The organism is Alteromonas sp. KUL49 (genome assembly GCF_006538345.1).
GTDB lineage: Bacteria > Pseudomonadota > Gammaproteobacteria > Enterobacterales > Alteromonadaceae > Alteromonas.
This window is the reverse complement of record NZ_BJKL01000009.1, coordinates 98,014-119,565: the sequence shown is the minus strand read 5'-3', so window position 1 is coordinate 119,565 and position 21,552 is coordinate 98,014. Positions and strand designations below refer to the sequence as shown.

The 21,552-nt window shown below is 45.3% G+C and carries 16 protein-coding genes and 1 pseudogene; 6 read left to right on the top strand and 11 right to left on the bottom strand.

Translation table 11 applies throughout. The features are described 5' to 3' along the window. Positions 1-9: 9 nt before the first annotated feature. Together EYS00_RS15810 and rpmE are read right to left on the bottom strand one after the other, a co-directional pair. Positions 10-1,233 (bottom strand): malic enzyme-like NAD(P)-binding protein, encoded by a 1,224-nt coding sequence (locus EYS00_RS15810; RefSeq protein WP_130638336.1) that lies wholly within the window; start codon positions 1,231-1,233, stop codon positions 10-12. A 401-nt stretch (positions 1,234-1,634) separates the two neighbouring features. Further along, the gene (rpmE, locus tag EYS00_RS15805; protein ID WP_130638334.1) at positions 1,635-1,847 is read right to left on the bottom strand and encodes a 50S ribosomal protein L31; all 213 of its coding nucleotides are present in this window, start codon (positions 1,845-1,847) and stop codon (positions 1,635-1,637) included. A gap of 319 nt (positions 1,848-2,166) precedes the next feature. On the opposite strand from rpmE, the gene priA reads away from it, so the two are divergent. The 4 genes from priA (at position 2,167) to hslU (ending at position 7,081) form a co-directional block, all read left to right on the top strand. Continuing rightward, on the top strand, positions 2,167-4,356 hold the full coding sequence (gene priA / locus EYS00_RS15800) for a primosomal protein N' (RefSeq protein WP_130638332.1): 2,190 nt from the start codon (positions 2,167-2,169) through the stop codon (positions 4,354-4,356). A 108-nt stretch (positions 4,357-4,464) separates the two neighbouring features. Beyond that, entirely contained in the window at positions 4,465-5,049 is a 585-nt protein-coding gene (locus EYS00_RS15795) for an SPOR domain-containing protein (RefSeq protein WP_242618791.1), read from the top strand. A gap of 144 nt (positions 5,050-5,193) precedes the next feature. Further along, positions 5,194-5,718 (top strand): ATP-dependent protease subunit HslV, encoded by a 525-nt coding sequence (gene hslV, locus EYS00_RS15790; RefSeq protein WP_130638330.1) that lies wholly within the window; start codon positions 5,194-5,196, stop codon positions 5,716-5,718. A gap of 34 nt (positions 5,719-5,752) precedes the next feature. Further along, positions 5,753-7,081 carry an HslU--HslV peptidase ATPase subunit gene (gene hslU, locus EYS00_RS15785; protein WP_130638328.1) on the top strand — a complete coding sequence of 443 codons (1,329 nt, stop codon included), beginning with the start codon at positions 5,753-5,755 and terminating at the stop codon, positions 7,079-7,081. A 39-nt stretch (positions 7,082-7,120) separates the two neighbouring features. Here hslU and EYS00_RS15780 read toward each other — a convergent pair whose 3' ends face one another. The 5 genes from EYS00_RS15780 to EYS00_RS15760 all read right to left on the bottom strand — a co-directional run bounded on the left by EYS00_RS15780 (position 7,121) and on the right by EYS00_RS15760 (position 12,064). Further along, the gene (locus EYS00_RS15780) at positions 7,121-8,047 is read right to left on the bottom strand and encodes a RimK family alpha-L-glutamate ligase (protein ID WP_130638326.1); all 927 of its coding nucleotides are present in this window, start codon (positions 8,045-8,047) and stop codon (positions 7,121-7,123) included. Between the two features lie 62 nt (positions 8,048-8,109). After that, entirely contained in the window at positions 8,110-8,289 is a 180-nt protein-coding gene (locus EYS00_RS15775) for a hypothetical protein (RefSeq protein ID WP_130638324.1), read from the bottom strand. 34 nt (positions 8,290-8,323) lie between these two features. Further along, the gene (locus EYS00_RS15770) at positions 8,324-8,629 is read right to left on the bottom strand and encodes a helix-turn-helix transcriptional regulator (protein ID WP_130638322.1); all 306 of its coding nucleotides are present in this window, start codon (positions 8,627-8,629) and stop codon (positions 8,324-8,326) included. Then, entirely contained in the window at positions 8,611-10,809 is a 2,199-nt protein-coding gene (locus EYS00_RS15765) for a peptidase domain-containing ABC transporter (RefSeq protein ID WP_130638320.1), read from the bottom strand. The genes EYS00_RS15770 and EYS00_RS15765 overlap by 19 nt, the downstream gene beginning before the upstream one ends. A 1-nt stretch (position 10,810) precedes the next feature. Beyond that, positions 10,811-12,064, bottom strand: a complete 1,254-nt coding sequence (locus tag EYS00_RS15760; RefSeq protein ID WP_130638318.1) for an HlyD family secretion protein — start codon at positions 12,062-12,064, stop codon at positions 10,811-10,813. Between the two features lie 376 nt (positions 12,065-12,440). On the opposite strand from EYS00_RS15760, the gene EYS00_RS15755 reads away from it, so the two are divergent. Continuing rightward, complete coding sequence (locus EYS00_RS15755) at positions 12,441-13,985, top strand: hydroxymethylglutaryl-CoA reductase (RefSeq protein ID WP_130638316.1); 1,545 nt, start codon at positions 12,441-12,443, stop codon at positions 13,983-13,985. 7 nt (positions 13,986-13,992) lie between these two features. Here the strand turns inward: EYS00_RS15755 and EYS00_RS20590 are convergent, their stop codons facing one another. The 4 genes and pseudogenes from EYS00_RS20590 to EYS00_RS15740 all read right to left on the bottom strand — a co-directional run bounded on the left by EYS00_RS20590 (position 13,993) and on the right by EYS00_RS15740 (position 20,133). Further along, positions 13,993-14,157 (bottom strand): hypothetical protein, encoded by a 165-nt coding sequence (locus EYS00_RS20590; RefSeq protein ID WP_165399405.1) that lies wholly within the window; start codon positions 14,155-14,157, stop codon positions 13,993-13,995. Between the two features lie 22 nt (positions 14,158-14,179). Continuing rightward, positions 14,180-15,286 carry a hypothetical protein gene (locus tag EYS00_RS15750; protein WP_130638314.1) on the bottom strand — a complete coding sequence of 369 codons (1,107 nt, stop codon included), beginning with the start codon at positions 15,284-15,286 and terminating at the stop codon, positions 14,180-14,182. Between the two features lie 164 nt (positions 15,287-15,450). Next, positions 15,451-16,518 (bottom strand): hypothetical protein, encoded by a 1,068-nt coding sequence (locus EYS00_RS15745; RefSeq protein ID WP_130638312.1) that lies wholly within the window; start codon positions 16,516-16,518, stop codon positions 15,451-15,453. Positions 16,519-16,788: 270 nt separating this feature from the next. Next, positions 16,789-20,133 (bottom strand): annotated as a pseudogene (locus tag EYS00_RS15740) (amidohydrolase family protein). Positions 20,134-20,402: 269 nt separating this feature from the next. Here EYS00_RS15740 and EYS00_RS15735 point away from each other — a divergent pair. Continuing rightward, on the top strand, positions 20,403-21,548 hold the full coding sequence (locus tag EYS00_RS15735) for a response regulator (protein WP_165399404.1): 1,146 nt from the start codon (positions 20,403-20,405) through the stop codon (positions 21,546-21,548). Positions 21,549-21,552 lie beyond the last annotated feature (4 nt).

The window sequence follows — 21,552 nt, the reverse complement described above, 5'->3', positions numbered from 1 at the left end:
GCTAACTAGTTAGTCGGTAATTCTAGCCACGCCTGAGTCGATTGCAGCCTTTGCTACCGCAGAGGCAATGCGCTCATTCAACCGTGGATCCATAGGTTTGGGAATGATGTATTCTCTACCGAACTCTAGCGATTTACTGTTACTCGCCTTCAGTACGCTTTCTGGCACTGGCTCTTTACTGATACTTCTAATGGCTTCCACTGCTGCCACTTTCATCTCATCATTAATGGCTGTTGCACGAACATCTAAAGCACCCCGGAAAATAAACGGGAAGCACAGCACGTTATTCACCTGATTAGGGTAATCCGAGCGTCCCGTTGCCATGATTAAGTCACTGCGTACTTCATGCGCTAGCTCAGGTTTAATTTCTGGGTCGGGATTCGAACACGCAAAGACAATTGGGTTTTCAGCCATTAATGCTAAGGTCTCGGGCGGTAGTACATCAGGCCCTGAAACACCCACAAATATGTCTGCACCGTCCATTACATCATCTAAGGTGCGTTTGTCCGTATTGTTTGCGAAAAGCTTTTTATGTTCTGTTAAGTCTTCTCGGCGAGTGTGTATAACGCCCTTGCGGTCAAGCATATATATACGCTCACGCTGAGCACCACACTTGATGAGTAATTCCATACATGCCACCGCAGCAGCACCCGCTCCCATACAAACAATCTTGGCGTTTTCTATGGTTTTACCTTGGATCTCAAGGGCATTTAGCATGCCTGCGGCGGTAACAATAGCGGTACCGTGCTGGTCATCATGAAACACGGGAATATTACAGCGTTTAATCAACTCTTTTTCGATTTCAAAACACTCTGGCGCTTTAATATCTTCTAAGTTGATACCACCAAAAGTGTCAGCAATATTGGCTACCGTATTAATAAATTCTTCTGTGGTGCGGTGTTTAACTTCAATATCGATGGCGTCTAAACCAGCAAAGCGTTTAAACAGCAACGCTTTTCCTTCCATGACTGGCTTTGAAGCAAGTGGACCTAAGTTACCTAAACCCAAAATGGCTGTACCGTTACTAATAACCGCAACCATGTTGCCCTTAGCGGTATATTTGTAGGCGTTATCTGGGTCATCGGCAATTTCTCTTACCGGTTCGGCAACACCTGGGCTGTAGGCAAGAGCAAGATCTTCTACGCTGTCTGCAGGCGTTGATAGTTCAACGCGAATTTTTCCCGGCGTAGGCTTGGCATGGTAATCAAGAGCGCGTTGTCTAAAGTCTGACATTGGTTCACGTATCCTTCGATGTAGGGAGTGGATAAACAAAGTGTTGTGTGGGCGCGTTTTATCGTTTTTTTAGTGACACACACGACATATGACGAGCAGAACAACTAACGTTTGCACCGTCAGCATGATTAGAGATAGGTGCTTAGTCCTTTTAACCTATCCCTGTGCAATTACTCTAGCATAGGGATTTTGAGGTTACATATCTGATCACGCTTAATTTTGTACCCAATGTAGGACAGAATATCTCATTAGACCAGTCACACTATAAAATGTTAGTCATTCATGTGGTTTATCATTAAATTTATTTGTATTTTTCTTATAAATTTAACGGGGGAGGATAGAGGGTACAAAGACATAAAAAAAGCGCCACACGGGCGCTTTTTAGAAACGTTGGATTGGGCTTATTTTTTACCCAAAGCACCGAAACGCTTCTTGAAGCGGTCAACACGACCACCGGTGTCAACGTTACGTTGCTTACCAGTGTAGAAAGGGTGACACGCTGAACATACGTCTAGGTTGATGTCTTTACCAAGTGTAGAACGAACGTTTAATACGTTACCGCAAGAGCAAGTTGCTTTGATCTCTGCGTATTCTGGGTGGATACCTTGTTTCATGGATTACCTCACATAATAAGGCCGCATCGCTATACAACCCGAAGTCGCACACCATACGTTACTTAATATTCAATGACATGACGCTTGTTTAAAAGCAGCACGTCGCAAAAGAGCGGCGCATATTAAAGTATGACGGGCTCGGGATCAAGCATATTTGTATGCAAAGTGAGCACCTAAGGGCTTTAGTTGCTATTTATCCGTGAGATTATTGGCAAATCAATAAAGCTCGAGATTGGATGTTTGACTTTCTGCCGGAAAGACAGATGATATACCCCTTTGACTACGCGCTATATGCATACTGTGAGGTGTCGTTACATCAATGGCTTACATCGAGGTTGCGGTTCCTGTGCCGTTACGACAAAACTTTACTTATTCGAATGACGAAGCTCTCCAAGTTGGTGTAAGAGTAAAGGTGCCCTTTGGCCCGCGATCGCTGGTAGGTATTGTGGTAGGCCAACTTGATGATGTTGATAACGAAACTAAAGTTAAACCCATCAGTGAAGTCATCGACACTCAGCCAGTGTTATCTCCTACATTGATTCATCTAGCACAGTGGTTATGGCAATACTATCACCATGCACCGGGTGAGGTTATTCATGCCATGCTTCCAGTGTTGTTACGCAAAGGTGAGTCTGCTCAAGCAACGCCAAGTCTGTTTGCTAAGGCAACGGAATCTGGTCGCGAGATTGTGCAAACAACGCTAAAAAATGCACCCAAGCAAAAAGCCTGTTTAGACGCTCTGATTGAACAAACCATGTTAGCGGTAGATGCGCGTAAGCAGTTTTCGCACCCAGTAGTCAAAGCGTTAGCAGATAAAGGTCTTATAGCGCTAGAAGAAACTACGCCTCAATTTACAGAAAAAGCGTGGCTCAAGACCTTCAGCGTTGCAGATAAACCACTGCCAGATAAAGAACAAGCCGTTGCTATTGCGGCCCTTATTCAACAGCAAGGGCGCTTTGCGGTAAGTTTATTAGAGGGGGTTACAGGCAGTGGAAAAACCGAAGTCTACTTGCAGGCAATTGAGCCGCTATTAGAAGCTGGTAAACAAGTGCTTATTTTAGTGCCAGAAATTGGCTTAACACCTCAAACAGTGTCGCGCTTTAAGCGCAGGTTTAATGTGGATGTGGGGGTATTGCATTCTCAACTGACCGATACTGCGAGACTTCGCGTGTGGCAGCAAGCTAATGCCGGTGAATTAGGTATTATTATTGGCACCCGTTCGGCCATTTTCACGCCCGTTAAAAACCTCGGTATGATCATTGTTGATGAAGAGCATGACGAGTCATTCAAACAGCAAGATGGTCTTCGCTATCACGCCCGTGATTTGGCGGCCATTCGTGCACGTCACGAGCATATCCCCTTGTTACTCGGCAGTGCGACACCCTCACTAGAAAGTTTAAATAATGCGTTGAACGGTCGTTATCATCATTTGCAACTTACCAAGCGAGCCGGCGGTGCGAGTAGTACACATCAACATTTACTCGATGTGAGAGATCAACCCCTTGACTACGGTCTGTCATCTCCCTTACTCAACATAATGCGCCAACATCTTAACCTTGGTAATCAGGTATTGGTGTTTGTAAATAGACGCGGCTACGCCCCAGCGATGCTATGTCATCACTGTGGTGAAACCATGCAATGTCGACGGTGTGACCGACCCTACACCGTTCATATAGGCATGCGTCGACTCCAATGTCATCACTGCGGTGCTTCTGGTGCTATTCCCAAGCAATGCGAAAGTTGTCACTCAGATGAGTTGGTCACAGCAGGTACGGGTACGGAGCAAGTGGAGCAAGGCTTGGCACGGCTGTTTCCTAATGTCAGTCAGGTGCGAATAGATAGTGATTCAGTGAGGGGCAAGGATAAGCTCAACGACATACTCGATGCGGTTAACCGCAGAGAGCATCAATTATTGGTGGGTACTCAAATACTCTCAAAAGGGCATCATTTTCCCCATGTAACGCTTGTGGCCGTGCTCGATTGCGACGGCGCCTTATTTAGCGCTGACTTTAGAGCGTCGGAAAAGCTTGCGCAGTTGGTCACCCAATTGGCTGGTCGAGCGGGGCGCGCGAGCAAACCCGGTGAGATGTACTTACAAACACATAATCCACACCACCCATTGCTCCAAGATCTCATTAACAATGGTTATGGGCACTTCGCACGTCTAGCCCTTACCGAACGAAAAGCCGCTGGATTACCCCCTTTTGTGAGTCAGTTTGTCGTGCGGGCAGAAGCGCAAGATGGTCAATTGGCTTATGACTTTCTCGCCCAATGCCGAGAGATTATCCGACAACAAGGGCAGACTGATGTACCGTTACAAATCGCCGGTCCATTTCCTTGTTTAATCGAAAAACGTCAAGGACGCTTTCGTTTTATGCTGGTGTGTGGTCATGAAAAACGCGCACCACTCCACACACAGTTACGCCATGCATTACCTCATATGAATACCCTTTTACAGGCCAGTAAGGTGCGTTGGTCGGTGGATATTGATCCCACAGATTTCAGTTAGCACCTAATTTATCTTTACGGTACACTGCGATCATAGCTACTCAAAATACCACTGTAATGTTGGTGTGTATTTTTCAGCCGCTTGAAAGTAGTCAAGCGCTTTTACTTAATGAATTCAAAGGGTTTTAGCCATTTATGGCGCAACAAGATTATGTTTCCCGTGGACGAGCGCCACAGAAAAAAAACGGCCGCTGCTAAACGCAATAAAAAAGAAGCACAACTAGCACCATTTCCCATGGTGAGACTAGTTATTGTGGTGACTCTTTTGTGCGGTTTTGCCGCCTTTCTTTGGTCAATTAAAGACAACGTTGATGAGTCTCATGACAACTTAATCACTAGAGAGGTGGTTACCGACGAAGAAGAGTTACCAGAACTGCCTCAAGAGGAGTGGGAATACATTCGCACACTTCCAGGATATGAAGTGCAAGTGAATGTGGCTGAACAAGAAAAGTCTGACAAACGATATTTAATGCAGTGTGCGTCGTTCCAAACCCGAGCACAAGCAGAATCAATGCGTGCGACTATCGCATTTCAGGGGCTAGAAGCGCAGATCCGCCCGACGAGCGGTGACAATGGTGATTGGTTCAAAGTCATCTTAGGGCCTTTTGAAACCAAACGTGATGCTGAAAAAGCCAAGCATAGCTTGAGAAAAGTGAATATTGCGACCTGCCAAATCTGGTTCTGGAACCAATAGTTTTACTCCAATTCGGGGGCCCAGTGCCTCCACCAGCAATTTCTTTACTTGAAAATGTGCTGAAGTTCCCCATTTTCTACCTATAGCAATGATGGTTGTCACAAAACAGGTGTGACAACCCCCAATTATTACGGGGAAAATAACGTGACAACGATAGTATCTGTCAGACGTGGAAATCAGGTGGTAATGGCTGGAGACGGACAAGTCTCGCTGGGAAACACCGTAATGAAAGGCAATGCACGCAAAGTGCGCCGTTTGTATCACGACAAAATTTTAGCAGGCTTCGCCGGTGGAACTGCCGATGCCTTCACTTTATTCGAGCGTTTTGAAGCCAAGTTAGAAGCACACCAAGGCCATTTGACCAAGGCTGCGGTTGAACTCGCCAAAGACTGGCGTACCGACCGCATGCTGAGAAAACTAGAAGCTTTGCTCGCAGTGGCAGACAAAACTGCTTCACTTATCATTACCGGAAACGGCGACGTGGTGCAGCCTGAGCAGGATCTTATTGCTATTGGCTCAGGCGGTAACTATGCGCAAGCGTCGGCAACCGCACTACTCAACAACACAGAGTTATCCGCCAAAGAGATTGCAGAAAAAAGTCTGACAATTGCTGGTGACATCTGTGTGTTTACAAACCACAGTCAAACCATCGATGTACTAGATTACTAGTACGGTTACACTGGTTTAAGAAAAGGGTTTATTCATGTCTGAAATGACACCAAGAGAAATAGTTCACGAACTTGACCGTCACATTATTGGTCAGCAGGGTGCTAAGCGCGCCGTATCTATCGCCTTGCGTAACCGCTGGCGTCGTATGCAGTTAGAACCAGAACTACGCCAAGAAGTTACACCAAAAAATATTCTGATGATTGGCCCCACAGGGGTAGGTAAAACAGAAATAGCTCGTCGTTTGGCCAAGCTAGCAAATGCGCCTTTTATCAAAGTTGAGGCCACTAAGTTCACTGAAGTTGGTTATGTAGGTAAGGAAGTCGAGCAAATTATCCGTGACCTTGCTGATATTGCAGTGAAGATGACTAAAGAGCACGAAATGAAGAAAGTGAAGTTTCGTGCTGAAGAAGCTGCAGAAGATCGCATTCTAGACGTATTGATTCCTCCACCAGAGGACGTTTGGGGTCAAAAAGAAGACGTTGAAGATCGCGGTACCCGCCAAGCGTTTCGCAAAAAGCTTCGTCAAGGTGACCTAGACGACAAAGAGATCGAAATTGACGTAGCTCAGCCCCAAGTCGGTGTAGAAATAATGGCACCACCGGGCATGGAAGAAATGACCAATCAGCTTCAGGGTATGTTCCAGAACCTATCAGGTTCACAAAAGAAAAAGAAGAAGCTGAAAATCAAAGATGCATTTAAGTTGTTGGTTGAAGAAGAAGCGGCCCGCTTAGTAAACCAAGAAGACTTGAAAGAAAAAGCCATTGAGTCGGTAGAGCAAAATGGCATTGTGTTTGTGGATGAAATCGACAAAATTTGTAAGCGCGAAGGCAATACTTCGGGAGATGTTTCTCGTGAAGGTGTTCAGCGTGACTTGCTACCTTTGGTTGAAGGCTCCACCGTTTCAACCAAGCACGGTATGGTAAAAACAGACCACATTTTGTTTATTGCCTCAGGTGCTTTCCAAATGGCAAAACCGTCTGATCTTATTCCAGAGCTGCAAGGTCGTTTACCGATTCGCGTAGAGCTTTCTGCACTAGAAGTGGGTGACTTTAAGCGTATTTTGACCGAGCCAAATGCATCACTGACCGAACAGTACAAAGCACTCCTAGCCACAGAAGGCGTTAGTGTTAGTTTCGACGATTCTGGTATTCAACGTATTGCTGAAGCTGCATGGCAGGTAAACGAGCGCACTGAAAACATTGGTGCACGCCGTTTACACACAGTACTTGAACGTTTGATGGAAGACATTTCATTCGACGCTTCAGAAAAGAGCGGCGAAACGCTACTGATAGACGCCGATTATGTTAACAGCCATCTCGATACCTTGGTTGAAAACGAAGACTTATCGCGATTCATTCTGTAGATTAGCATTGAATTGAAAAGCCGCGTGTATCGCGGCTTTTTAGTTTTTGATACCCATTAAATTCAATAGTCGACCTGTTATATCCGCACCGGTGAGTTGCTCTACGTATAAAAAGTACGGGCACGGGTTTGCTTCGAGAAAGTAGTATTCCCCTGTGTGTTCCCTACGCCAATCAATAGCGCACCATTTCATACCGAGAGAGCTGCAAAGCTTTACTGCGAGTGTTTTTATATGTTGCGGGACAATCGTTAATACCGGGCTTGCAGAGGTGTCATCGCGAAAATCCAGAGCGTCGGTATCAATCTGTACACTAATTACCTCTGTACCCAGAACATAACTCCTGACGTTGGTACCCTCTATGTATGCTTGAAAGGTGACTGGATAGTTCTGCAGAAGCGCATGAACGTCTTTTCGTAAATTAAAACTCTTTTTCACAAACTTGGCGGTTTTCCCACCCTTAACCGGCTTGTATATGACTTCGGGAATGTTGTCACAAAACTGATAGGCCATTTCGGTTGAATTACCTACATAAGTGAAAGGGATTTTTGCACCCAGAGCACACGCTTGTTTTAGCTGTACCGGTTTACTCTGATGGGCTCGAACAGCCTCTATATTATTTACCCACTGAATACTTTCGTAAGTGAACCAAGGCATAAGCGAACTCGCTAACTCTTGTTCCCTCCATCCTTCAAAGCTGGGGTCATCGTTACTCGTTTTCATGGGGGGGAGGTACTGGTGCCAATAGGCGGCATCTATTGAGGACAGTGCTATGCGGTTTTTAGGGATACCGTAATGTTCGGCAAAGGTGAGAAAGCCATCGTGGTAGTCAGGGTCATAGCATATGTGCCAATGCGCACCGAAGTATTGGGTATTTGTGATTAGCGGAGTGTGGCCTGCATTTTTAATCGCAGAAGCCAAATGGATAATTTGGGCGTCCGATTCACCGCCCATTAATGCGACATACATACTGCTTCCTTTTGCTGAAGCATGAAAGAAAAAGGAGGACAACTTAACCTCCCCATGGCTTCTTAGGACAGCTGAACGGGTAGATCCCCTCCGCCTTCACCAATCGCTAGGGTGATGTAGACTGGCGGGTCTATAGGTTTGATAATACCTTCGTGCAGCGGGTGTGGCAGTGCACCACCTTCAACTTTGCTAATATCATTGTCTCGTAGGCACTTTGGTTGTTGCGGTTTATTATTTGACATAAAACACTCCTTGTTTGAGTAGTGGTAATTGCTCTTAGCTACTAGGCTGTTGAGCAGGTTGGTAAATCGAGCGAAAGCAACTGGCAATGAGCGCTGAACGGCTTCGTATATTGAGCTTTTTGTAAATATTGGCGCAGTGAAACTTTACCGTGCGCTCACTGATAAACAGCTTGTTGGCAATAGCCTTGTTAGAAAGTCCTTCCATGATCTTTCCCGCTACCTGAAGCTCTCGCTTCGATAACGCATCCATGGGTAGTGAGGTTGCAAGTGCATTGTGTATAAGTGAGCGTTCCGCAACGGTAAGTTGTGTACCAGCTTCTCTTACTTCTCCGTATGACATGGTGTTTCTCCTTGGTTTTTTGATGGTGAAAGTTCATCTGCAAGTTGAGCGGGCAACTTATGCAACTGACCTTCGGATAGTTGATAAACTGTATCTGCCATGGCTATCGTCTGAGGGCGATGGGCCACGATGATTCGAGTTATCTTTAACTGCTTTAGGTGGTGATTGATCATCGCTTCATTGTCTAGGTCTAGATGACTACTCGCCTCGTCAAGAAACAGAATTTCAGGGTGTCGATAGAGTGCTCGAGCAAGAAAAAGGCGCTGCCGTTGGCCGCCACTGAGGCTGGTACCCATATCACCTACCAGGGTGTTGTATTGCATGGGCATATTGACTATCTCTTGATGTAAACAAGCTAACATCGCTGCATTAGCAATACGGCTGAGATCAGGCGCTTCGTCAAAACAAGCGATGTTATCTGCAATCGTTCCGCTTAGGCACATGTCCTCTTGCAATACAGCAGCAATAGCGAGCTCTTTATCATGGTGAATTGAATGAGTGGTCAATTCTCCATGTGTTGGCGTTAATAAGCCCATTAAGCATTTCAATAATGTGGTTTTGCCTGTACCGCTGGGGCCTACAATTGCAACGCATTCACCAGGTGTGACTTTTAGGTTTAGTTGATGAAACACGTAAGGCTCTGATGAACTGTATCGATAGCTCAGATCGCTAGCCGTAAGGTGGTACGATGCGGGCGTTGTTGAGGCGCTATTATTGTTTAGAAGCTTTGCAGGTGAATTGCCTCTCGACCCCAATTGCTGTTCTGGTGATGTGAATATGATATCGCTCAGTCGGTCAAAATGCAGACCTAGCATGCGCAGGGCAATGACTTTATTTACCACGCTATCAAATGCCGAAGAGAACCGAGTTTTATAAGCGATAAACGCGAATAGCATTCCGACGCTAAACGTATTTTCTAACACGAGCTGTGCAGCAACATAGATGATAATAATGTTCTCTAATCCGAACAGTAGGTGGTTAACCGTTTGGCTTGTGATTTCTAGCTTCCCTAATGAGATATCTTTATTGAGCGTGTTAACCAGCTTGTTTTGCCACTCTCCATGGCGCTGTATTTCCTGCTGGTAAATACGCACCGGAATAATGGCGCGAATGGATTCCATAAAGTGGCTTTGTTCACTCGCAGACAGGTTTATTTTTTCTGTGGTTAAGCGTTTCGTGGTAGGCAGTAATGAGATTCTGAACACCAAATAGATCAACATGATTGCGACTACAACTAGCGACAGTATGGGTGAATAGATAAACATGACTGAAAGTGTGAGCGTAGCCATGATTCCATCGAGAATGGCTGTGACTACGCCCGTTGTTAGAAAGTCCCGAATATGCGTCAATGAGCCGAATCGAGAGACGACATCGCCGATATGACGTTTTTCAAAGTAGTCTACGGGCAGTGATAGCAAGTGTTTAAAAACCGCAGAAGACATTTGTAACTGTAAGCGAGACGACAGTGACAAAATAAGTAATTGTCTGGTGCAGGAGGTGAAGGTTTCTATGAGCAACAACAGACAGAAACCTACCGCTAGCGCAGTTAACAACGGAGCATTGTTTTGCACCAGAACGTCATCAACGACGGTTTGCATGTAGTACGGCGAAGCAATAATAAATAATTGTAAAAGGGCGGATAACAAAAATAAGACGACTATGCTTTTACCGAAGCCCTTGGTCTGTTTAAAAAAGTCTCTTAGTCTGAGCTTTTCTGGAGCTTTTACAGGAGTAAAGTCTTTGTTCGGTTGTATTTCTAGCGCTACCCCTGTGAAATGCTGAGCCGCTTGCTCAAAAGTGAGAGTTTGCTTGCCGAGTGCTGGGTCGTGAATAGTAAGGGCCTTTTTGGTCACTTTAACGAGTACAACAAAATGATTCATATCCCAATGAAGCATTGAAGGCGTTTGTAGCGACGTTAGGTCGTCCATTTCTAATTTCAGTGCTCTGCACTGAAAATTCATATGACTGCCAATACTGATGATATCTTTAAGCGAAGCGCCTCTTAATGACAGGCTATATTGGTGGCGCATATTCACCATATCTCTGGTATCGCCATAATAGTGACCAATCATGTTCAGGCAGACTAGGCCACATTCTGCGGCTTCAGCTTGCAATATGACAGGTACCCGTTGATTGGAGCGCAGCGAAATATGATTTTGGCCAGAGGAAACGTAATGCATATCACAGTCTCCCCGTAGTGCTTAAAATGGGCTCAAGTAACCATTCAAAGAGCGTCCTATCTCCTAATGAGATATCTGCTGTAAAGGTCATCCCTGTTTTTAGTTCTACAGTGTTTCCGTAGGCTCGGATAACTTTTTCGTTCAATGTTGCCTTAACAAGATAGGTTGGTTCAGTCACCCGGATAGGGGCGCTTGCTATTTCACCGGGAAGAATTAAGGTTTGTGAAACGCTTTGAATACTTCCTTGATGTAAACCAAATTTTTGATAGGGGAATGCGTCGTAACGAATAGCGATCTGTTGCCCGGATGAAACAAAACCTGCAGCCCGCACAGGCAGTAGGAGACGAGCTTGAATATTGGCTTCTTGAGGCAGAAGATTGATCAGGGGCTTTGACGCATCCACAGTGTGTCCCACGACTCCCTGAATTGTCGATACGATTGACGGTGATGTCGCGTAAATCACACGAGTGCCTGACTTATTAATCTGAAGTAATTGTTTCTCGATATCACTGATTTGATTTTCTAGCGCTACTTGCTCATTAGCTTGTGCGTCCGGGAGTGTGGCAATGGTTTGTGTAAGCTCGAGAATATACGCTCGCTTTTGCTCAACGTTTCGTCGTGCTTCCTTAAACTGTTGTTTAACAGAAAGGTCATACAGTGCAGCGGCATCGAGATCTTTTTGACTAATATTGCCCTGCACATAGAGTAGGCGTTGAGCTATATGTGCCTTGGAAGCTAGCTCCCACTGTTGACGGGCAAGATGCTGTATATCGATTAATGAAACGAGATCTGCTTCAGCTACAAGCCGTTCATTCACTCGTTGTTCATAGTCACTTTTATGAATAAGTTGCGCTCTTTTGAGACTTTGCTGTAGTCGCGTCTTTGTTGCAATCAAAGCTTGGCTCAACTCGGATTCAACGCTGCTATCACTATGTAGCTGTGTGGAGAAATCAATCTCAATTAAAGGTTGTCCCTTGTCTACTAGGCTACCTTCAGAGACAAATATGTTACTGATCCTTCCTTGGGGTAGAGGACTGTATAAGCGAACAATGCCTCTATCTGGTTCGAGCCATCCACTGATGGTGGCTTTTCTTGAGTAGTTGGAAGTAGCTAAAAAGACTACAGCCGCTAGTGCCCAGACAACAAGAAAACAGGTGACTAGACTAAACATGGGGCTAGGTGCCATTAGCAATTCACCATGAAGCCGAGGTCGTTGGTTTTCACTGACTTGTTGTCTGAACAATCCCTTTCGCATCAATAGACCTTATCAAGTAACGGGGTGAAGTATTCGGTTGCTCCTTCCATGCGAGCTTTACCATCCTTAGCATTATTCCTTAACGCTTCCTTTGGTGATTTACCGAATACATTTGGTTTGCCAATCGCATTCAATTGACGATATCGATACTAGAAAATTATTTTTGACCAAGCCTGTTACTTCGTGCCAAGGCATACCAATCAATAGCTTACGTTGGCAGTGGCTCAACTTTTAAAGAATATGTCCCGTTTGTGATGTTTGACATAACGCAAAGTGATGCCAAAAGGTCGGGCCAGTTGGGTAAATAGTGTGCTATAAAAATAATGTGCAACACTTGCATAGTGTCCATTTCAAAAAATCGCAGATAGGATGTCACATGTTTGTACCTAGTATTTTATTGAAGCAGCTATACACCCACGGTAGTTTTACCAAAACGGAACAGGGTCTTTCTTTCGCGTTAAAAAACCGTTTGAAAGATGCCACATTAAAAGAACTAAAATGGATTTCCATTGACGGCGAAAACGTCCCCCCTGAAAAGATTCGGGTGCAAACTGGAGCTGATGAATATTGGACAGTTGACCAAATTAATGAAAAAGGCGGCATGGCGTTTGGCTTGCGACAAACCATTACCGTGCACCTTGATATGCATGAGTCGGTAAGTCCTGAAAAACGTAAAATTGGTATTTGTTTTTCCGCGTCGCCCTTTGGCAAGTTGAAATTTGAAGTTGAGGACAACATTACTTCTCCCAGTCAGCGCGGCGGCAGTATTCCCCGTTCAGATATGGACGATTACGGAAAGGATGTTATTGCCGAGCGCCAGCGATTCTTTGAATCTCAAGCTGACGGAAAAGTAAATCATGTGAATCACTACTCTATCGACCCTCAGTCGTTACAAGGGAACATTGAGCACTTCATTGGTGTTGCTCAGGTCCCAGTCGGTATTGCTGGCCCTATTAAGATTGACGGCGAACACGCCAAAGGTGAATTTGTTGTCCCTCTGGCTACTACAGAAGGTACCCTTGTAGCCTCATACAATCGCGGTATGAAGCTTTTAAATATGAGCGGTGGTGTTAAGGCTACGGTGGTCGATGATGCCATGCAGCGAGCACCCGTCTTTATATTTGAAGATGCACGCGGGGCGCGAGATTTTGTAGCATGGGTAAAACAAAACTTCGACAAAATAAAAGAAGAAGGCGAAGCAACATCGAGTGTGGCCAAGCTTACTTACATCGACCACTTTTTATCAAACAAGTTTGCGTTTTTACGCTTCAACTTTAAAACCGGTGATGCTGCTGGTCAAAACATGGTAGGAAGGGCAACCTTTGCTGCGTGCGGGTGGATACTCGACCACTATGAAGGTATTAAAGACTTTTACCTTGAATCGAACTTTGCAACCGACAAAAAAGCATCGCAAATTAACATTATGCGTACTCGCGGTAAGCGGGTGACTGCGGAAGCCACCATTAAACGTGAGCACTTATTGCAAGTCATGCGCGTTGATCCAAAGCAGATAGACTACCACGCACGGGTTGCCGGAGTGGGCTCATTCTTATCGGGAGTAAATAATACCGGGCTGCATTCGCCAAACGGTATAACCGCTATGTTTATTGCCACAGGGCAGGATGTTGCGAACGTGTCTGAGTCATCCGCGGCAATGATGTATTCGGAGCTCACCGAAGAGGGCGATCTGCATGTGTCTATTACCATTCCGTCATTAATCGTAGCAACTTATGGTGGCGGTACTGGCATAGGCACGCAAAAAGAGTGTTTGGAGCTACTCGGGTGCTATGGCCGAGGCAAGGTACACAAGTTTGCCGAAATTGTCGCTGCTGTGGTGTTGGCTGGTGAAATTTCTCTGGCATCGGCGATTAGCTCGTCAGATTGGGTGTCGTCTCACGAGCAATACGGAAGAAATCGATAACAGACAGTTACCGACTTAACAGCTTATGCATAGCGCTATCGAGCATCTGTTGCATCTTGATACCAGAATAGGTGACAGATGCTTCTGACGCTCCATCATGGCTCGCCTGCGCCGCGATGGTGAACGACGCCGTACGGTCTGTCATGGGTAAGCACACATGCGCAAGTAACACATTCTCTCCCGTTCCACGGGTTTCAGAAGGCCCCCAGCCGAGTTTTTTGATAGATGCGCCACATGCCTCGAGTGGCGTTGTCTAATACTAACTTTGCTTGATCTGCGGTGAGTTGCTTATTGTCGGAAATTGCTCTAGCGATAGCTGTACCTAACTGTTGGCTGATCCCTTTCATCATTCCGCCTATCGGTGCATCGCCGTTATCTGCTGCTTTGCCAAAAAACAACACTTCAATATCCGACGACTCGATAAATGGCGGGCGGGTAGCGTCATCGAGTTCGTATACGGCTAAACGCTTGAGAAACTCTGCCATGGCGAGTGTGGTCATGGCTTTGTTACCGGTTAAGCCGCAGTAATCGCACCGATAATTTCGATAACCCGGATCTAGGGTGCTTGATGTGTAAGGGGTTAATGGAAATGATTGGGCATCAATGCTACCAGTCCACGTCATGAGCGCTGGTGTGAGTATTTCCGTGCCATAGGCGCCCCGAAACATCACGTGTCCGTTGCTCAGATTAAGCCATGATTTATGGAAAAGGTCCGTCAGAAAGTCTCGTCCTGCTATATTGGCAAAAAAACTCGCGATGGCATTTGAATTTCCCTGTGCGGCGTCGTCAGGAGCGTAGCTATGAATACTGGTAATAAGATCTGCAATTGCATATTCACCAATTGCTCCATCGGCACCAATACCATGCATTTCCCTCAGCTTCGCCATGGCCCCTGTGAAGGCAAACACTTTTGATGCACTCCAAGGTTCAATCAAATGGTTTTGTGTGCCGTTAGACAAGTAGCGATAACGCGGCTCTGCTAGAGTGTTATCAGAATCGATAACCAGTATTTTCCCCTGTGACTCATTGGAAAAAAATGACCAGTCTGAAGACACTCGAGTTTCCCACAGCGGCGTATTGTAGTTGATGTCTTGAGCGCTTGAGTATGCGCCAGTTGTTGATTGTTGAGCGTTACTACACGAAAGATTCAGCGTTTGTGTGTTCTGTGGGAGCCATTGAATAGCATCCATTGCCATTTCTGCGTTGTCGAAGTCCGCTTGATTTGCAAGGGCACTTACACTCAATACAGTCAATAAAACTATACTGTTGCTCAGTTTTGGAAGGTTTGACGGCGTCAGCATTGTGGAAGCCTAACAAGCAAATACCTTGAGCTTACCGATTTAAATCATTAAGTTAAAGTGCTCATGTTGCTAAAAAATATAAATAAAGAGCCGCAAGAATGCGGCTCTTTATAATTTGATAATCTAACCATGAGCAATTTTTTTGACTGGTGACTCGTTACTCTTTAGCTACAAGTTCTAAATACATAAAGTAGTCGACCGCCTTGAGAGAATTCAATTATTTGGCAAGAGGGTTGATAGCTTCCGCCGCCTCCCGATGAAGGGTTCTCGGGCAAGCCACCACCACCGGAACCTCCAATGGTTGTGACTTTTGCGCCCAAAATGCCGTTTTCAACTGCTTGTTCAAACTTTTCTTGAATACACTCGTTAGTTATTTTGAGAGGACCATCGTTCCCTCTTAGAGCTCCGAGAGAGTATCCAGCCACTCTTGACGCGTCGGTTAATGTAAAGTTGATTATAGGTAGGTTTTGCTCGTCAAAGCCCAGAATATCTACACTGTACGCAAAGAAGTCTTTTCGAGAGCTGGGTCGTTCTGATTCGTCGAATGTAACGATAAATGAAGCCTTCCTTATTGGACTATCGGCTACAATCGTGCTGCTTAAACCTCTAAAATTAATACTCCAGCTATTGTTTAACTTGATAGGATTTAGGTTTATATCATTGTTTCTGCTTATGATTCTTGTACCTATTTCAATTGAGGCTTTTTCTTTGATAAAGTCTAAAGCGTTTGGGTCAACTAATGCACTCAATGCTGTGTCGGAAGGACAACTATCGGTTGAACTATAAGCTGAGAACGTACTAGCGGAAACGTAGTTTTGATTAGCGTACCCGGCGGAGTATTCAAACTCGCTAGAAGCCTCTCTTATTGCTTCGTTTGTATCATTGATAAAACCCATTAACTTTCTAAATGATTCTTCTCTGTCCGACGATAACGAAATCCTATCGGCTTGAACATCCCAAGGAGGAAATCTGTCATGATACACATTATATTTGTAGGCTTGTCCTGAGTTTGCGTCTACGAATGTAATGACCTTATTACGTGACTGACAGGAGACGTCGAAACCAAACATTGGTGAGCACTCGAGTTGGTTTGCTTTCGATTTTGCAAAAGCTACAGCGCTATCCACATTATCGCAATCTTCACACACTATAGCGGTTTCTGCGCTCACACTGACAGCCGCCCCGATTGCTAAAAAGCTAAAAAGAATAAGTTTAAAAAGTCTAGTTTTCATGCTATTTCCGTATATTTTCCATTGTATCTCGTTAAATTAAGCGCTCCGGCTTTTTTATCCATTTACTGCGTGTTCTTTATTTCAAAGAATTATCAGCTTATCTGCGTGCTAATTGAGGAGAAAGTTAGCTGTTTTTAATTTATTGTTGTCCGGTTTGGACGGCGGTTCTCATTACCGTGATACAGAGTAAAAACAAACTTAGCCGTCCACACCGGTTCTTACTGAACAGTGTTCAATAAAACCCTCGAGTTTTTGTTAGCAATTGAAACACTAATGTTTCCAATGGTACTTATGTGCTTTAGCGTGAATCTCTAGTGCGGTTTGTCTTGGCATAAAGGCATAAAGGTCGCGTTATCTCCCTCAAAGAAGAAAGGAGCACGTTGCTCTCTGCTACCGACTTCGTTCATGGTGGCAGCCTCGTAAATACGGCCATTTAACACGGTATATTCAACATATTCGCTACGACTTAAGTCATTGAGTACATCGCCGTCGATAACCACGAGGTCGGCGAGTTTACCCTTTTCGATACTGCCAATATCGTTACCCATACCCAGATGCTCAGCACCGTCGATGGTTCCACCGCGAAGCGCTTCCCATGGCGTGAAGCCCCCTTGCTCCATGATCCACAACTCCCAATGCGCTGCTAACCCTTCACGTTGGCCGTGCGCACCAATATGCACACCCACGCCGTTGTCGCGGAGGATCTTCGCATAGCTAGCCACATTTTGGTGATTGTACTGATTATCAGGCGCCGTTGGACGACGTATTGCGCGAGCATCTAAAATAGTCGACGGCGTATAACGCAATAGACGCGGGTTTTTCCATACCTCGGTACGATCGTACCAATATTCTTCACCCATCATGCCACCGTAAGATACGACAAAGGTCGGGGTGTAACCAAAGTCAGTTGCCGCCCAAAGCTGGGTTAAATCGTCGTATCCACGCTCTATGGGGATACTGTGTTCTAATCCTGTGTGGCCATCGACTAGCATAGACAGGTTCTGCTGGAACTTACCACCGCCCTCTGGCACTACCATCATTTGCTGGTTTTCAGCAGCCCATAGCACTTGTTGGCGTTGGTCACGTCTTGGCTGGTTGTAACTTTTTACCGATATCGCTCCGCTTTCTTTTAGGCGTTCTACGTGAAAGTAAGCGTCGTCATAGCTATCAATAATGGCTTTGTATCCCAATGCTTCAGCGCCGTATAAGATCTTGCCTGTAGAATAAATACGAGGGGCAACAATATCGCCCGTACGTTGCAATTCAGCGGCAGAGAATATTTCTGAAGTGTCATTAGATGGATCGTGAATCGTGGTGACACCAAATGCAACGTTGGAGTATTGGCTCCAGTTTTGCTGAGGAATTATCTCGTAGCGGCCTTGAGAACCATGTGCATGTGTATCTATTAATCCAGGGATAATGGTTTTGCCACTGGTGTCAATTTGCAGCGTGTTATCTGGAATAACAACATCACCCCGCTTGCCTACCGCTTCAATGCGATTGTCTTTAATGAGTACGACACCGTTTTCAATGACTTCTTGTGTGTTGTCGGCATCGCGCATCGTGACGACTGTGCCACCAATAAGTGCTTTGTAGCCCGAGGGTTTGTCAGCGTCTACGCTAAACGACAGGTTAATCCCCTGCGCTAGTGGCTCTGGCAGTGTTTCTGGTGCGCCTTCAACAAACGCGAACGCTTCATTAAGCGAACGTTGGTATACCACAGGACCGTGGAACCAACTCACCGCAGAATTATCTGCCGACCAGTTGAGATATTCTCCGGCTTGTGCAGACAATTGAGTTACTGGAAGAGATGTCATGTTGGGACCAATAGTGACTTTTTGACCATTTTCCACGTAAGGCGCAACGTACGTCTTAAACTGATAAACAAACGCTACCCATTTTTTGTCATGTGACAAGCGGTATTCGCTGACTTGGTCGGCACCGTATAGGTGTGTGCGTTTGTCTTTACCTTGCAGATCAACGCTCGATAGTTGGGTTTCGGGGTAGGGCGTACCACCCACAGATTCAGTGAAATAAACGCGATTGTCGTCTCCAGCGAAATGCGCATTGTATCCTCTGCGAGATACACGCTCTTGAGTATTCGACGCTAAATCAGCAACGTATAAACCAGGATCAACTGAGTACTTAGGATCAAGTAAGTATCCTCCGGTAAATTTACGATAAACCACTTTGCTGCCATTGGGAGAGAACGCCGGCTCAATATAATGGCCAGGTGTCGACGTAATAACCTCACCTTCGCCACCGCTCGCAGAAATCACTCTCACGGCACCGAGGGTTTGATCATTCCACGTGGTGTACACAATGGATTTACCGTCGTTTGAATAGCGAGGATAGTACTCATCATGGTCATTTTGAGTGGTTAAGCGTTTTACAGTGCCTGATTTCATATCTCTAACGTAAAGCTTGCCGAGGGCTTGGAATAGTACTGACTTGCCATCAGGAGATACTTGCGACCAGCGAATCATTTTTACATCAAATTCATCGGGTGCTACATCTACGTTAAATCGCAATGCATCGGCATAGTGAACTTCCGCTTCTATGCTCACATCAATCGTACTGATTGCTTTGGTATCTATGTCGATTGAGTGAAATTTACCACCTGTCCAAAACACAATAGCAGAAGCATCTGGCATCCAATCAAAATACGCAAAACTAGCCCTCAGAGCCAAAACCCTCTTGCATGTCTCTTTCAAGCTCTAGTGTGAGTGGTGTTTCAACGCCAGTTTGCGTGTCTTTTAAGAAAAGTGCGGTGCGGTCTTTTACGCGACGGATAAACGCAATGTACTTACCATCGGGTGAAGGTGTTGGAACTACCGCACCACCTGTACCACTGATGTAACGAGATTCTTCGCCTGTCTCTCTGTCGTAGCGGGTGATTGCGAAAATCCCTTCCATCGGATCACGATTGTATGAGAAGCGACTACCGGGCACCGTATTTTCGGTGAAATAGATGTACTTTCCATCGTGAGAGAATACTGGGTCGGCAATATTCTGTTGGTCACTTGCACCGTGATTCCTTGCTTTTATTTTGAGGCCAGCACCACCAGATTGGTGATACATCCAAATTTCACCCGCTGGAATACTGCGGCTCGACATTATGCCTTTAGTTACCACGAGGTACTCGCCATCTGGGCTCCACTTTGGCGAGTGAATCAGGTTCTTCTTTTCGGTGGTGATCTGACGTAGGTTTTCGCCGTTGGTATCCATTACCCAAACATTACTGATTCCTCCACGGTCGGAGATAAAAGCGATTTGAGTACCGTCTGGGGAGAAAGTAGGGTGAATGTTCCACGCAAAATCTTGTGTAAGTGGTTTGGCATCGCCACCGTCGGTGCTGACTAGATATATATCGCCCAACATATCAAAGACCATGTTCTTGCCATCGGCTGATATGTCTAGGCTAGACCACGTGGTTTCATCGGTTTTAATAGTAATGCTATTGAGGTCAAAGGGTGGGTTGAGTACATCCCACTGCTCTACGTCGTAGCTATCCTGAGTTTCTGTGGTATCCGTTGACGATTGAGTCTCGGCATTTGAGGTGCCACACGCTGTAAGTAGCGCAAGGGCTAATAGCGATTTTGTTGTCTTTATCATTGTACTTTCACTGTCGTTATTATGTGGTTTTGGCGTGTTCTAGTAACTTCCGCAATGGCGGTCTAATTACTGCAAAACTAGACTTACCTTGAGCATACAATTTATACGTGCTGAATGGATCGTTAAATCATCGTAATTTCAATATTTTTCAGTGGAAAGTGGCAAATTTACCACTGCCCGTTATGCTTACCATTGAAACGACATCGACTGAATCGCCGCGGATTGTGTGGCTATCTTCTTCAAAGATTCAGCAAACAAAGGAAGTGAAAGTGGAATTGCTCATTATCGAACAGGATGCTACACAGGCCGAAATATATGACTTGGCCTTTGGCGACGACTTTAAAATTTTTGTTGTTGATAATATGCGAGGTGCATTGGAGATACTGGAATTTAACGACATCAAAATTGTGGTGTCGGATTGGCAAATAGGTGAGCACAAAGCCAGTATTTTTTGTGATCAAATGGACGTAAATAACGCCTATGCAACACCTGTTGTTGTGGTGGTCTCGGACGAACAAGATGACGAGACTATTCGAGATGCCTTTAACGCTGGTGTATCGCATTACATTACTAAGCCCTACAACATCATTTCCTTTACTGAAACTATCACGGGTATTAAAAGCCAGTTAGAACGTGTGTCGAAGATGGCTCAGGACACTGCTGATTCTAGAGAAGTAGCTAAAACGGCCTTAAGTCAGGCAGCTATTTATGGCAACGGTATGGAAATCATCGCTGCACTCAATAACTGTAGTGATTTGGAAAGTATGGCGAAAGCAACATTATCTACTTTGCAGTCACACGGCATTCATTGTGCTGTACAGTATAGGGACGAGGTAGTCACGAGTTTTGATACCGACCTTTCACCTTGTGACCCAACCATGGAAAAAGTGTTCGAAGTGCTTCATGACCAGGGGCGAATTTATCGCTTTGGTCGCCGTTTAATGCTTAATGACGAGCATGTTTCCCTGCTGGTTAAACATGTCGCGGGTGACGACCCTGTGCTTCACGATGCTATTCTTGATATGGGGGCCAAGTTAATACCTGCAATGAACGCCAGGTTTATTAGCTTGTTACAACAGCAGGCGCTAGAGCAAACCCATGGTCAGATCGATGATGTGTTGGAAAAGCTGCGCGATACGATTGGTGTTATGGCGAACGAGAAAAAGCGCATTGTTGAATCAGTCACACAAAAAATAGAGGAAAGCTTTCATCAACTCGCAATGACAGAGGAGCAAGAAGCTTTCTTTCTGAAACTTATTGAACAAGAACTCACACTAGATTCGGAAAACGACGGTATCGAAGATATCGACGTTTTGTTAAAGGCACTGTCATCCCGTCTGGCACAGCGTTTGGAAGCGACTAAAATAAAAGAGGAAGCACCGGTAAATGACTTTCTTGATGTGGAGTTGTTTTGATTGA

What these genes read in the sequence shown, in the direction of transcription:
- hslU (WP_130638328.1), top strand. Translation starts at nt 5,753, where the DNA reads ATGTCTGAAATGACACCAAGAGAAATAGTTCACGAACTTGACCGTCAC.
- EYS00_RS15795 (WP_242618791.1), top strand. Translation starts at nt 4,465, where the DNA reads ATGAATTCAAAGGGTTTTAGCCATTTATGGCGCAACAAGATTATGTTT.
- EYS00_RS15810 (WP_130638336.1), bottom strand. Translation starts at nt 1,233, where the DNA reads ATGTCAGACTTTAGACAACGCGCTCTTGATTACCATGCCAAGCCTACG.
- EYS00_RS15745 (WP_130638312.1), bottom strand. Translation starts at nt 16,518, where the DNA reads ATGAAAACTAGACTTTTTAAACTTATTCTTTTTAGCTTTTTAGCAATC.
- EYS00_RS15750 (WP_130638314.1), bottom strand. Translation starts at nt 15,286, where the DNA reads ATGCTGACGCCGTCAAACCTTCCAAAACTGAGCAACAGTATAGTTTTA.
- EYS00_RS15765 (WP_130638320.1), bottom strand. Translation starts at nt 10,809, where the DNA reads ATGCATTACGTTTCCTCTGGCCAAAATCATATTTCGCTGCGCTCCAAT.
- EYS00_RS15755 (WP_130638316.1), top strand. Translation starts at nt 12,441, where the DNA reads ATGTTTGTACCTAGTATTTTATTGAAGCAGCTATACACCCACGGTAGT.
- EYS00_RS15775 (WP_130638324.1), bottom strand. Translation starts at nt 8,289, where the DNA reads ATGTCAAATAATAAACCGCAACAACCAAAGTGCCTACGAGACAATGAT.
- EYS00_RS15760 (WP_130638318.1), bottom strand. Translation starts at nt 12,064, where the DNA reads ATGCGAAAGGGATTGTTCAGACAACAAGTCAGTGAAAACCAACGACCT.
- priA (WP_130638332.1), top strand. Translation starts at nt 2,167, where the DNA reads ATGGCTTACATCGAGGTTGCGGTTCCTGTGCCGTTACGACAAAACTTT.
- EYS00_RS15780 (WP_130638326.1), bottom strand. Translation starts at nt 8,047, where the DNA reads ATGTATGTCGCATTAATGGGCGGTGAATCGGACGCCCAAATTATCCAT.
- EYS00_RS15770 (WP_130638322.1), bottom strand. Translation starts at nt 8,629, where the DNA reads ATGTCATACGGAGAAGTAAGAGAAGCTGGTACACAACTTACCGTTGCG.
- rpmE (WP_130638334.1), bottom strand. Translation starts at nt 1,847, where the DNA reads ATGAAACAAGGTATCCACCCAGAATACGCAGAGATCAAAGCAACTTGC.